Here is an 11,601-nt window from a genome sequence, read left to right on the forward strand (position 1 = left end):
AAGGGGCAACTGAATGCACATGACCACCCCGACGACCCGACTCGACGTCGACCAGGCCGAAGCGCGCATCGCTTGGGTCTCCAAGGCTCGCTGCCGCGAAGTCGATCCCGATGAACTGTTCGTGCGTGGCGCAGCGCAGCGCAAGGCTGCGGTGATCTGCCGGCACTGCCCGGTGATGCTCGAGTGCGGGGCGGACGCCCTCGACAACCGTGTCGAGTTCGGCGTGTGGGGAGGCATGACGGAGCGGCAGCGTCGTGCTCTCCTCAAGCAGCATCCCGAGGTCGAGTCCTGGGCCGATTTCTTCCAGGCGCAGCGACAGCACCAGAGCGCGGTCTAGTCACCACCTCACCGGTACACGAACCGCCGAGATCATGACCCGCGAGACATCACGCCTCGCGGGTCAATTGCTCGCCCACCGCCCGCAGCGCCTCGAGATCCGAGACCTCGAAGGGCAGCGAGGGCACCCCGACCACGGGGACGGCAGGGTTCGCCGCGGTGAAGTTGCGTAGCAACCGCAGCTCCCGCTTGGCGATCACGGCCCGGTGCGCGTGGATGCGGAGAACGGCCTCAGCGGCCTTCGCGTCCACGCCCTCCTCCTCGGCGAGCTGGTCCGCTGCGGCGAGGGCGTGATCGGACGGCAACGCCGACAGTGTCGGATGGGTGCGGTTGAGCACCAGGCCCGACAGCGGCATGCGATCGCCCGACAGTCGCTCGACGAAGAACGACGCCTCGCGCAGGGCATCGGGTTCGGGTGCCGCGACCACCATGAAGTGGGTTCCGGGCTGCTGCAGCAACCGGTAGGTGCGGTTGGCGCGCTCGCGGAAGCCCCCGAACATCGAGTCCAGCGACTGCACGAAGGCCGACGCGTCCGACAGCATCTGGCTACCGACGATCGTCGAGACCGCCTTGAGCGCGAGCCCCATCGCGCCCGTCACCAGGCGGCCGAAGCCACGCCCGGGTGCCGTGAAGATCCGGATCATCCGGCCGTCGAGGAAGGCCCCGAGCCGCTGCGGAGCGTCGAGGAAGTCGAGTGCGTTCCGGGACGGCGGGGTGTCGACGATGATGAGATCCCACTCGTCGCTCTGCGCGAGCTGACCGAGTTTCTCCATCGCCATGTACTCCTGCGTGCCGGAGAACGACGACGCCACGGTCTGATAGAAGGGGTTGTCGAGGATCTGCTGGGCCTTCTCCGGCGTCGAGTGCTCGAGCACCATGTCGTCGAAGGTGCGACGCATGTTGAGCATCATCGCGTGCAGCTCGCCCTTCGCCTCCGGCCCGAGCTCCACCTTCTGCGGTGAATTGTCGAGCGAGGCGACCCCGAGGGCCTGTGCCAGTCGCCGCGCCGGGTCGATCGTGAGCACCACGACGCTGCGGCCCCGTTCGGCCGCGCGCAACGCGAGCGCCGCGGCGGTGGTGGTCTTGCCGACACCTCCCGACCCGCAGCACACGATCACCCGGGACGAGCGGTCGTCCAGGATGCGGGCGACGTCGAGGACCTTCCGGATCGGTGCGCTCATCGGACACCCTGCTCGGCGAGGACGTCGGCGAGTTCGTAGAGGCCACCGAGATCGACACCGTCGGCGAGGGCCGGTAGGGACATGCGTGCCACCTTCACTTCGTCGAGTTGAGCGGCGCTCACCTGCTGCGCCTGGAGTACCGCGGCGTGCTCGATGGTCTCGGTCAGCAGGCCGGCGAAATCGTCGTCGGAGAGCCTGATGGACACCCTCTCCAGCGTCGTCCGGATCGCGGGCCCGGCGATGCGGCCGGCGGCGACGTCGTCGACGAGTTCCTCGGGCAGGTGCTCGGGAGCGGTGCGGTTGACGATGACCGTCCCCATCCGGAGATCGGCGGCCTCGAGTTCCTCCACCGCGTCGGCCGTCTCCTGCACGGGCAGAGCCTCGAGCAGGGTCACCAGATGGACCACGGTCTGGTCGGAGTGCAGCAGCCGGACCACGCCCTCGCTCTGCGACCGGATCGGACCGGATTTGGCGAGATCGGCCATGGCCTTGGTGACGTCGAGGAAGCTGCCGATGCGGCCGGTGGGCGGGGAGTCGACGACGACCGCGTCGTAGACGGGTGCGCCCGACGCGTCGGTCCGCACCACGGTCTCCTTGATCTTGCCGGTGAGGATGACGTCGCGCAGACCCGGCGCGAGCGTGGTCACGAACTCGATCGCTCCCATCCGTCGCATCGCGCGACCTGCGAATCCGAGGTTGTAGAACATGTCGAGGTATTCGAGGAAGGCCGCCTCGATGTCGATCGCGAGAGCCGACACCTCACCGCCACCCGGCGCGGTCGCGATCTTCGTCTCGACCGGCGGGAGCGGCGGCACGTCGAACAGTTGCGCGATGCCCTGACGTCCCTCGGTCTCGACGAGCAGGACCTTGCGACCTCCGGCGGCGAGCGCCAGCGCGAGCGCCGCGGCCACGGTGGACTTCCCGGTGCCACCCTTGCCGGACACGAAGTGCAGTCGCGCCTGGGCGGCGCCTGCCGGCCATTCGCCGGAATGTGATGTCGGAGATGCCACGATCACGAGCCTATAAGTCGTGGACGGTGAACGGTGCCGGATAGGGTCAGGACATGAGTGAAACCACCACATGGGAATACGCAACCGTGCCGCTGCTCACGCACGCGACCAAGCAGATCCTCGACCAGTGGGGTGCCGACGGTTGGGAGCTCGTCACCGTCCTGCCCGGCCCCACCGGTGAGCAGCACGTCGCCTACCTCAAGCGTCCGAAGGGCTGATCCGTGTCGCACAACACCTGGAGCGAACGCCTGACCGAACTCGGCATCACCCTGCCGCCGGTCGCCGCCCCGGTGGCGGCCTACGTGCCGGCCGTCCGCAACGGCGACGTCGTCTACACCTCCGGTCAGCTGCCGCTGGTCGACGGGAAGCTGACGCACACCGGCAAGGTGGGCGCCGAGGTGTCGGCGGAGGAGGCGAAGACCGCGGCCCGCACCGCCGCGCTCAACGCGCTCGCCGCCGTCGACGATCTCGTCGGACTCGACAACATCGCGAGCGTCGTGAAGGTCGTGGGCTTCGTGGCGTCCGCCGAGGGCTTCACCGGACAGCCCGGCGTCATCAACGGCGCGTCGGAACTGCTCGGGGAGATCTTCGGTGAGGTCGGCGCGCACGCCCGTTCGGCCGTCGGCGTCGCCGAACTGCCCCTCGGCGCTCCCGTCGAGGTCGAGTTGATGGTGGAAGTACGCTGACGCCGCCCTCCCCGACCGAGGGCGGCTCCCGACGGACCCGACACGAGAGGCACATGTGATGGCGCTGGTCCACCCCGCCTACGCGCAGCTGCGCCAGGTCACCGAGAACGCCGCGGTGATCCTGGCCGAGAACCCCTCGATCATGTCCCTCGAGGGAACGAACACCTGGATCCTCCGGGCCCCCGGCAGCGACGAGTGCGTCGTGGTCGATCCGGGTCCCCTGGACGAAGGGCATCTCGAACGGATCGCGCAGGTGCCGGTGGCGGCGACCCTCATCAGTCACCGCCACTTCGACCACACCGAGGGTGCGGAGCGTTTCTCGCAGCTCGCGGAATGCCCGGTGCACGCAGTGCTGCCGGAACACCGCCACGGCGGTGGGCAGCAACTGTCCGACGGCGACGTCGTCGAGGCAGCGGGTCTGCGCATCCGGGTCGTCGCGACCCCGGGGCACACCGCCGATTCGCTGTCGTTCGTGATCGAGCAGGACCGCAGTGTGCTCACCGCCGACACCATCCTCGGCCGCGGCACGACCGTCCTCGACGACTCCGACGGCGACCTCGGCGACTACCTGCGGTCGTTGAGGTCGCTCATCGGCCTCGGCGGTGGCTACACGGTGCTGCCCGGGCACGGCCCCGAGCTGCCCGACCTCGAGACGATCGCGCGGGAGTACCTCGCGCACCGGGAGGGCCGGCTCGAGCAGGTGCGCGGTGCGCTGCGCACCCTCGGCGCCGAAGCCTCCGCACGGCAGGTCGTCGAGCACGTCTACGCCGACGTCGACCCCTCGTTGTGGGGTGCGGCGGAGAAGTCCGTCAACGTGCAGTTGGAGTACCTGCGCAGCCACGGTTGAGTCGAAGCAGCCAGACGGCTGGGTCGAAGCAGCTACGGCCGGGATACGCACATGCGAAAGGCCGGGACGCAGCGAGCGTCCCGGCCTTTCGTATGTCCGTGGGTCAGCGAGCGCGACGCGCCAGACGCTCCGAGTCGGAGATCAGCACGCTCTTGCCCTCGAGACGCAGCCAGCCGCGGTGCGCGAAGTCGGCCAGGGCCTTGTTCACGGTCTCGCGGGACGCGCCGACGAGCTGCGCGATCTCTTCCTGTGTCAGGTCGTGCGTGACACGCAGGGCGCCGGCCTCCTGGGTGCCGAAACGCTGGGCGAGCTGGAGCAGCGCCTTGGCGACACGACCGGGGACGTCGGTGAAGATCAGGTCGGCGAGGCTGTTGTTGGTGCGACGCAGACGACGGGCCAGCACGCGGAGGAGCTGCTCGGCGATCTCGGGGCGCTGGTCGATCCACGCCTTGAGCGCATCGCGGTCCATGCTCACGGCACGCACCTCGGTGACGGTGGTGGCGGTGGAGGTGCGCGGACCCGGATCGAAGATCGACAGCTCGCCGAACATGTCGGACGGGCCCATGATCGTCAGGAGGTTCTCGCGGCCGTCGGGCGAACGACGTCCGAGCTTCACCTTGCCGGAAACGATGATGTACAGCCGGTCGCCGGGCTCACCCTCGTTGAAGATGACATGGCCGCGCGGGAAATCTACAGGCTGAAGCTCTTTGATCAGCGCCGCAACCGCCGAGGGCTCGACTCCTTGGAAGATGCCTGCTCTGGCCAGGACCTCGTCCACGTGCGCTCCTTTTGGGAATGATTCGTCATCTACTGCCGGGTCTGCACGTCGACGGACTTCCCGGGCAGGTCACCTGTCAGGCGTACGAGCGCCCAGTCTATCGTGCGCGCTGCACGAGTGAGTGACCGATACCACGGAAACGATCGACGAACCCGATCATCGGTACCTCGAGGCTACCGGCAAGTAGTCGTTCAGCTGGCGCGGCGCGCGCGCAGATGGCCGTCCGAATCGTCCGCTCCGTTGGTGCTCGGTCCGCGGCGGCGGCGACGCTGGAAGCGGGCCAGGGCCCCGGGGAAACCTTCACGAGCGAGTGCCGCGACATCGGCCTGGTCCGCTTTGTCGAGGAACTCTTCCACTTCCTGCTCACGGACGGACAACCGGCTCAAGCGCGCTTCGACACGTTCCATGGACAGTGCGAACAACATGAGCAGCACCGGGAAGAGGACGACAGCAAGAGCTTGCATACCCGGAAGTAAACACCGGAAAGATCTCGGAAGAGACACGGGGCCGGATCCTGGGGAGAGTGTTTACGTAGAGTGGATCAGGTGCATGCCTCCCAGTCCGAGAGCCCCGAGACGGCCCCGCGCCGAGTGAACGGAAAGGCTCGCGGACCGGAGTCGCGACTGGCCCTCGTCCGTCGCGCGCGACGGATGAACCGGCGCCTCGCCGAGGCTTTTCCGCACGTCTACTGCGAACTGGACTTCACGAATCCGCTCGAGCTCGCCGTCGCCACGATCCTGTCGGCGCAGTGCACGGATGTGCGGGTCAACCAGGTGACCCCCGCTCTGTTCGCCCGGTATCCCGACGCCCGCGCGTACGCGGAGGCGGACCGCGCCGAGCTCGAGGAGTACATCCGCTCGACCGGCTTCTACCGCAACAAGGCCAACTCGCTCATCGGTCTCGGCCAGGCCCTGCTCGAGCGGCACGACGGCGAGGTCCCGGCCCGGCTGAAGGATCTCGTCGCGCTGCCCGGCATCGGCCGCAAGACCGCCAACGTCATCCTCGGCAACGCCTTCGATGTGCCGGGTATCACGGTCGACACCCACTTCCAGCGGCTCGTGCGTCGTTGGGAATGGACCGACGAGACCGATCCGGTCAAGATCGAGCACGCGGTGGGTGCGCTCATCGAGCGCAAGGAGTGGACACTGCTGTCCCATCGCGTGATCTTCCACGGTCGGCGCGTGTGCCACGCACGCAAGCCGGCATGCGGGGTGTGTGTCCTCGCGAAGGACTGCCCCTCCTACGGGACCGGGCCCACCGATCCGCAGACCGCGGCCGCGCTGGTGAAGGGACCGGAGACCGAGCACCTGCTCGAGCTGGCCGGGCGGTGACGGAGTGCGTCCTTTCACAGCAGGCCGCTGGAGCCTGGCAGCCCTCGTCGTCGTCATCGCGTTGATCGTCGCGATCTGGCCGCGCGACCGCAGCGACCCTCCACCGGCCACCGGTTCGGGACCGGCCACTTCCTCGGCCGCACCCGTGGACCGCCGACCCCAGGACGACGCGCAGGCCCTCGCCCCGCTGCGCGAGACCGCCGCGCTGGATCCGTGCCCGCAACCGGGCGCGTCCTCGCCCGCTCCCACCGGTCCGCTCGCCGGGCTGGTCTTCGAGTGCGTGGGCGACGGTTCCTCCGTCGACCTCGCGGCCGCCCTCGCCGGAAAGCCCGCCGTGGTGAACCTGTGGGCCTGGTGGTGCGCTCCCTGCGCCGAGGAACTGCCGGTCCTCCAGGACTACGCCGCCCGGGTAGGCGAGGAGGTCACCGTCGTCACCGTCCACACCGACCCGAACGAGTCGAACGCCCTCGGCCGGCTCGCCGACTACGACGTGCATCTGCCGGGTGTGCAGGACGGCTCGGGTCGCGTGCAGGCCGCGGTCGGCGCGCCCGCCGTCCTTCCCGTGACGGTGCTGCTCCGCGCCGACGGATCGGTCGCCGCCGTGCTTCCGATCCCGTTCCGGTCGGCCGACGAGGTCGCTTCGGTCGTCGAGGAGCATCTGGGGGTGGCGGCATGATCCCCGAATGGCTCCGGCGTGTCGCCTCGGTGTCGCCGACCGACCCGCACGGTCTCAACCCGATCCTGAACCGTCGCGCGCCGCGCGACGCGCGGGTGCGGCAGGCCTCGGTGCTGGTGCTGTTCGGCGGGTCGTCGGAGGCCGATCCGATCGCCCGCGGCGGACTTCCCGCCGACGCCGACGTCCTGCTCACCCAGCGCGCCGCGACGCTGCGGCAGCACAGCGGGCAGGTGGCCTTTCCCGGAGGCGCCGCCGATCCCGAGGACTACGGCGCCATCCACACCGCACTGCGTGAAGCGGAGGAGGAGACCGGCCTGGATCCGTCCGGGATCCGGCCGCTCGCCGTACTCCCCGAACTGTTCATCCCGCCTTCCGGCTTCGACGTGACCCCCGTGGTCGCCTACTGGGAGACCCCGAGCCCCGTCGGCGTGGTCGACCCGCAGGAGGCGACCCGCGTGGTCCGGGTGTCGCTGCACGAGCTGCTCGACCCCGACAACCGTTTCCAGGTCCGGCACCGGCTGGGTTATCAGGGCCCGGCATTCCAGGTGGACGGGATGTTGGTCTGGGGTTTCACCGCGGGTGTGCTCGCGGGTCTGTTCGCGGTGTCGGGGTGGGAGATCGAGTGGGATCACCACGATGTCCGTGACCTCGACGTCGTACTCGCCGAACTGGAGACGGGGGTGGTCGAATCATGACCGGATCGGGCTGGATCGATCTGATCATCGTGGTGATCGTCCTGATCGCCGCGTCCTCCGGACTCCGGCAGGGAGCCGTCGCCTCGGCGCTGGCCTTCCTGGGTGTGCTGCTCGGTGCGGTCGCGGGCATCCTCATCGCCCCGCACGTGCTCGTGCACATCGACGACGCACGCATGCGCATCCTCGCCGGGATCGCACTGATCGTGGTGCTGGTGGTGATCGGCGAGGTGGCCGGCATGGTGCTCGGACGTGCCGCGCGCAGCGGCATCCACAGTCCGGGCGCGCGGGCGGTGGACAGCGTCGTCGGTGCCGGTCTGCAGTCGGTGGCGGTGCTCGTCGCCGCGTGGCTGCTCGCCATCCCGCTGACCGCCACGACCCAGCCCGCCGTCTCCGCGGCCGTGCGGGGATCCCAGGTGCTCGGGACCGTCGACGACGTCGCCCCCGACTGGATGCGCGCGATCCCCAACGAGTTCTCGGCGCTGCTCGACACCTCGGGTCTGCCCGAGGTGATCGGGCCGTTCGGGCGCACCCCGATCGCCGAGGTGGAGGCACCCGACGGTGGTCTCCTCGAAGGATCGGTCCCGGCCCGGCTGCAGACGAGCGTGCTGCGCATCAACGGCGTCGCGCCCAGCTGCCAGAAGGCGCTCGAAGGATCCGGTTTCGTCGTGGCCCCCGAACGGGTGATGACGAACGCGCACGTCGTGGCCGGTACCGCGGCGGTGACCGTCGATACGGAGAGCGGCCCGCTCGAAGCGACCGTCGTGCTTTTCGATCCGGAGGTGGACGTCGCGATCCTCGCGGTGCCGGGACTGACCGCGCAGCCGCTGGGCTTCGCCTCGGAGCCGGCGGAGTCGGGTGACGACGCGATCGTGCTCGGCTACCCGGGCGGCGGCCCGTACACGGCGAGCGCGGCGCGGATCCGCGAGACGCTCGACCTGCAGGGCCCGGACATCTACCGCGGCGGCACCGTCGAACGCGAGGTGTACACGGTGCGCGGCACGATCCGGCAGGGCAACTCGGGGGGCCCGCTGGTCGATCCGTCCGGCGATGTCCTCGGCATGGTCTTCGGCGCGGCGGTCGACGACACCGACACCGGTTTCGTTCTCACCGGTGCAGAGGTGAGCCGGCAGCTGGAGATGGCCGGAGTGAATCAGCCGGTCGCGACCGGCGCCTGCATCGTCTGACGTCTGCCCGTCCGGCGGACGGGCAGATCAGTCGAGTCCGCGGACGAAGTCGGCGAGCAGTGCCGTCACCGCTTCGGGCTTCTCCTGATGGGCGTAGTGGCCGGCCCCGTCGACGAATTTCAGGATTCGTCCGGGGGCGTGCCGCACGCAGCGTCGGAGGGTCGCGGCGAGCACGTAGGGATCCAGCGCGCCGTGCAGCTGCAGGATCGGCAGGGTGAGCTCGACGTCCATGGTCTTCATGAAGCGGCGACCGTCGGGACGCCACTGGCTGCGGAACGCCCAGCGCTGGTATTCGAGGGTCAGGTGCGCCGTGCCCGGGATGCGGATCGCGGTGCGTAGCCGGTCGACGACGTCGGCGAACTCGTCGGTGCGTCGCCAGTCCGGGCCGCACCGCACACGCATCAGCCGTTCGATCTCCAGGCCGTGGTCGCGAACCAGCTTGCGTTCGGGACGCCACGGCAGCTGGTAGGCGAGGAAGATCGGCAGCAGAGCCTTGCGTTGCGCGCGGTCGCGCAGGGTCGCGTCGCGCAGCGAGATGGGGTGCGGGGAGTCGACGACCGCGATCGCCCGCACGACATGCGGATGGAGCACCGCGGTCGCCCAGCACACGAGACCCCCGTCGGCGTGGCCCACGAGGACCGCATCGGTGTGCCCGAGCGCGCGGATCAGTCCCGCGATGTCGTTCGAGAGCGTCCAGCCGTCGTATCCGCGCGGCGGCTTGTCCGTGTCGCCGTAACCGCGCAGGTCCACCGCGACCGCCCGGTAGCCGAGATCGGCGAAGGCGGTGAGCTGGTGACGCCACGACCACCACAGGTCGGCGAAGCCGTGCACGAACACCACGAGCGGTGTGTCCGGGTCGTGCGGACCGGCCTCGACGGCATGGAAGCGGATGCCGTTGGCGTGGATGTCTCGATGCGTCCACGGTCCGGGATACCGGACCGTGGACGGGTCGGGGACGGGCACTGGCGGTTCCGGTTCGTCAGCGGGTGGCGTGACGCGGCGCGGCGTGGCGCGGGCCGTCCGCATCGTGTCCGTCCTGGCTGCTCGGGAGGATCGACGCGGTCTGCTTGAGCGAGTCGATGGTCTTGTTGGGTGCGCGCAGCTTACGGACCCGCATATAGCCGATCAGGGCCAGCAGGCCCGTCACCACCAGCATGATCAGGAAGACGATGAGGAAGGCGAGCCAGCGCGCCACCCAGACATCGAGGAGTTCGGCGAGAAAGAAGAAGAAGAAGAACGAACTGAAGGTCAGCACGGCGAGCGCGAGGATGAAGAACAGGCTGCCCTGCACGCCCTTCTTGACCTCACCGGTCACCTCGGCCTTGGCGAGCTGGACTTCGGCGCGGAACAGGGTGGACAGCTGTGTCGCTGCGTCGCGTACCAGTTCGCCCACACTGGCATCGCGGGGTGTCGGAGCGTCCACCTTCGTCAACGGGATGCCCGAAATGCTCGACGGGACTCCGTTCTCCGGACGATTCGCGTTCGTCACGCTCACTACTCGACCCCTTCGGTTGGTTCGTTCCGTTGGCGGTGGGCGCGCCCACGCCGTAACAGTAGCGCCGACCCGAGGACAGAGGCGATCAATGATGTCACCAGCACGGCGGCCTTGGCGATCTCGGCGGGCTCGCCACCGTGGATGTCACCGAGCGAGAGTTCGGCGATGAGCAGGCTCACCGTGAACCCGATGCCGCCGATCACGGCGAGTGCGAACACGTCTCCCCACATCAGCCCGGTCGGGCGGGTGGCGAGACCGAGCCGGATCGAGATCCAGGTGGCGCCGAAGATCCCGACGGTCTTGCCGAGGAGCAGTCCGAGGACGACGGACTGGCCGACAGGATCGGTGAACACCTGGCCGAGCATCTCCGCACCGATGGGCACACCGGATGCGAACAGGGCGAACAGCGGGACGCACAGACCGGCGGACCACGGCTGGATGTGGTGGACCAGCCGCTCGGCGGGTGCGTAGTCCTCCCCGGGATCGGTGCGGACACGGGTGAGCAGGCCGAGGAGGACCCCGGCGACGGTCGCGTGGATGCCTGCGTTGTGCATGGCGTACCAGGTGAACAGCGCGAGCGGCACGTACAACCACGGCGTGGTGATGCGCTTCTGCTGCGCGAACCAGTACGCCGCCGCTGCGGCCACTGTGGCGAGCAGCCACGCGACGGCGAGTCCCGAGGTGAACAGGATCGCGATGAGCGCGATGCCGATGAGGTCGTCGACGACCGCCAGGCTCAACAGGAACACCCGGGCGCTGGTGGGGATGCGCGAACCGGTGAGGGCGAGCACGCCGAGAGCGAAGGCGATGTCGGTCGCGACGGGGATCGCCCAACCCCGGTCCATTCCCGGCGCACCCCAGCCGACGACGGCTGCGATGACGGCAGGAAGGATCACGCCGCCGCATGCGGCGATCACGGGCAGGATCGCCTTCCTGCGATCGGCGAGTTCGCCAGTGACGAGCTCACGCTTGAGTTCGAGGCCCGCGACGAAGAAGAAGACCGCGAGCAGGCCGTCCTTGGCCCAGTCGCCCACCGAGAGGTGCAGGTGCAGGGACTCCGGGCCGATCTCGAAGTCCCGCAGAGCGAGATAGGAGTCGCCGAAGGGGGAGTTGACCCAGATCAGCGCTATCGCTGCGGCGATGAGCAGCAGTGAACCGCCGACCGTCTCGGTGCGGAGGAAGCGACCCAGAGGGGCGGTCCAGGTGGGTGAGGAGGTGTCGGACACGGGCGTCTTTCGCTGGGCGGATACGGGCACGGGCGAACCGTCGCCGACCAGACTTCCCGGCACACCGGGGAAGAGTCTAACGCCGGACGGGGGGCGTCCGTAGGAGTGTCCGATTTGCGATGAGCGGAAACTCGGGTGTTCACTTTTCCTAGTAAG

15 protein-coding genes are annotated in these 11,601 nt (G+C 69.1%); 8 read left to right on the top strand and 7 right to left on the bottom strand.

What is annotated here, in order from left to right; all coding sequences use genetic code 11:
• The first annotated feature begins 13 nt into the window (after positions 1–13).
• Positions 14–337: a WhiB family transcriptional regulator gene (locus U9J23_RS02040; RefSeq protein ID WP_006552432.1), complete on the top strand. Its 324-nt coding sequence runs from the start codon at positions 14–16 to the stop codon at positions 335–337.
• A gap of 49 nt (positions 338–386) precedes the next feature.
• Here U9J23_RS02040 and U9J23_RS02045 read toward each other — a convergent pair whose 3' ends face one another.
• Together U9J23_RS02045 and U9J23_RS02050 are read right to left on the bottom strand one after the other, a co-directional pair.
• Positions 387–1,517: an ArsA family ATPase gene (locus U9J23_RS02045; RefSeq protein ID WP_085469832.1), complete on the bottom strand. Its 1,131-nt coding sequence runs from the start codon at positions 1,515–1,517 to the stop codon at positions 387–389.
• The gene (locus U9J23_RS02050; RefSeq protein WP_370684068.1) at positions 1,514–2,530 is read right to left on the bottom strand and encodes an ArsA family ATPase; all 1,017 of its coding nucleotides are present in this window, start codon (positions 2,528–2,530) and stop codon (positions 1,514–1,516) included. The genes U9J23_RS02045 and U9J23_RS02050 overlap by 4 nt, the downstream gene beginning before the upstream one ends.
• A gap of 50 nt (positions 2,531–2,580) precedes the next feature.
• On the opposite strand from U9J23_RS02050, the gene U9J23_RS02055 reads away from it, so the two are divergent.
• The 3 genes from U9J23_RS02055 to U9J23_RS02065 are packed head-to-tail and all read left to right on the top strand — an operon-like array spanning position 2,581 to position 4,060.
• Entirely contained in the window at positions 2,581–2,745 is a 165-nt protein-coding gene (locus U9J23_RS02055) for a DUF4177 domain-containing protein (protein ID WP_006552429.1), read from the top strand.
• 3 nt (positions 2,746–2,748) lie between these two features.
• On the top strand, positions 2,749–3,213 hold the full coding sequence (locus U9J23_RS02060) for a RidA family protein (protein WP_059383094.1): 465 nt from the start codon (positions 2,749–2,751) through the stop codon (positions 3,211–3,213).
• Between the two features lie 58 nt (positions 3,214–3,271).
• A complete protein-coding gene (locus U9J23_RS02065) occupies positions 3,272–4,060 on the top strand; it encodes an MBL fold metallo-hydrolase (RefSeq protein WP_085469830.1) in 789 nt (262 codons plus the stop codon).
• A 103-nt stretch (positions 4,061–4,163) separates the two neighbouring features.
• On the opposite strand, the gene U9J23_RS02070 is transcribed toward U9J23_RS02065, so the two are convergent.
• Positions 4,164–4,838 carry a Crp/Fnr family transcriptional regulator gene (locus U9J23_RS02070; RefSeq protein WP_006552426.1) on the bottom strand — a complete coding sequence of 225 codons (675 nt, stop codon included), beginning with the start codon at positions 4,836–4,838 and terminating at the stop codon, positions 4,164–4,166.
• 191 nt (positions 4,839–5,029) lie between these two features.
• Entirely contained in the window at positions 5,030–5,302 is a 273-nt protein-coding gene (locus U9J23_RS02075) for a hypothetical protein (RefSeq protein WP_064059882.1), read from the bottom strand.
• A 72-nt stretch (positions 5,303–5,374) separates the two neighbouring features.
• On the opposite strand from U9J23_RS02075, the gene nth reads away from it, so the two are divergent.
• The 4 genes from nth to U9J23_RS02095 are packed head-to-tail and all read left to right on the top strand — an operon-like array spanning position 5,375 to position 8,724.
• Entirely contained in the window at positions 5,375–6,169 is a 795-nt protein-coding gene (gene nth / locus U9J23_RS02080) for an endonuclease III (RefSeq protein ID WP_059383091.1), read from the top strand.
• 4 nt (positions 6,170–6,173) lie between these two features.
• The gene (locus U9J23_RS02085; RefSeq protein WP_326601120.1) at positions 6,174–6,845 is read left to right on the top strand and encodes a TlpA family protein disulfide reductase; all 672 of its coding nucleotides are present in this window, start codon (positions 6,174–6,176) and stop codon (positions 6,843–6,845) included.
• Positions 6,842–7,540 carry an NUDIX hydrolase gene (locus tag U9J23_RS02090; RefSeq protein WP_059383089.1) on the top strand — a complete coding sequence of 233 codons (699 nt, stop codon included), beginning with the start codon at positions 6,842–6,844 and terminating at the stop codon, positions 7,538–7,540. Before U9J23_RS02085 ends, U9J23_RS02090 begins: the two co-directional genes overlap by 4 nt.
• Positions 7,537–8,724 (top strand): MarP family serine protease, encoded by a 1,188-nt coding sequence (locus U9J23_RS02095; protein ID WP_059383088.1) that lies wholly within the window; start codon positions 7,537–7,539, stop codon positions 8,722–8,724. Before U9J23_RS02090 ends, U9J23_RS02095 begins: the two co-directional genes overlap by 4 nt.
• 27 nt (positions 8,725–8,751) lie before the next feature.
• Here the strand turns inward: U9J23_RS02095 and U9J23_RS02100 are convergent, their stop codons facing one another.
• Genes U9J23_RS02100 through nhaA form a run of 3 tightly spaced genes read right to left on the bottom strand, consistent with a single transcriptional unit; the run spans position 8,752 to position 11,445 of the window.
• Positions 8,752–9,687: an alpha/beta fold hydrolase gene (locus U9J23_RS02100; RefSeq protein WP_059383203.1), complete on the bottom strand. Its 936-nt coding sequence runs from the start codon at positions 9,685–9,687 to the stop codon at positions 8,752–8,754.
• A gap of 16 nt (positions 9,688–9,703) precedes the next feature.
• The gene (locus U9J23_RS02105) at positions 9,704–10,219 is read right to left on the bottom strand and encodes a phage holin family protein (protein WP_016693234.1); all 516 of its coding nucleotides are present in this window, start codon (positions 10,217–10,219) and stop codon (positions 9,704–9,706) included.
• Positions 10,219–11,445, bottom strand: a complete 1,227-nt coding sequence (gene nhaA, locus U9J23_RS02110; RefSeq protein ID WP_059383202.1) for a Na+/H+ antiporter NhaA — start codon at positions 11,443–11,445, stop codon at positions 10,219–10,221. The genes U9J23_RS02105 and nhaA overlap by 1 nt, the downstream gene beginning before the upstream one ends.
• Between the last annotated feature and the right edge of the window lie 156 nt (positions 11,446–11,601).

Source organism: Rhodococcus sp. PD04 (genome assembly GCF_035918275.1).
In the GTDB taxonomy this organism is placed as follows: domain Bacteria; phylum Actinomycetota; class Actinomycetes; order Mycobacteriales; family Mycobacteriaceae; genus Rhodococcus; species Rhodococcus rhodochrous.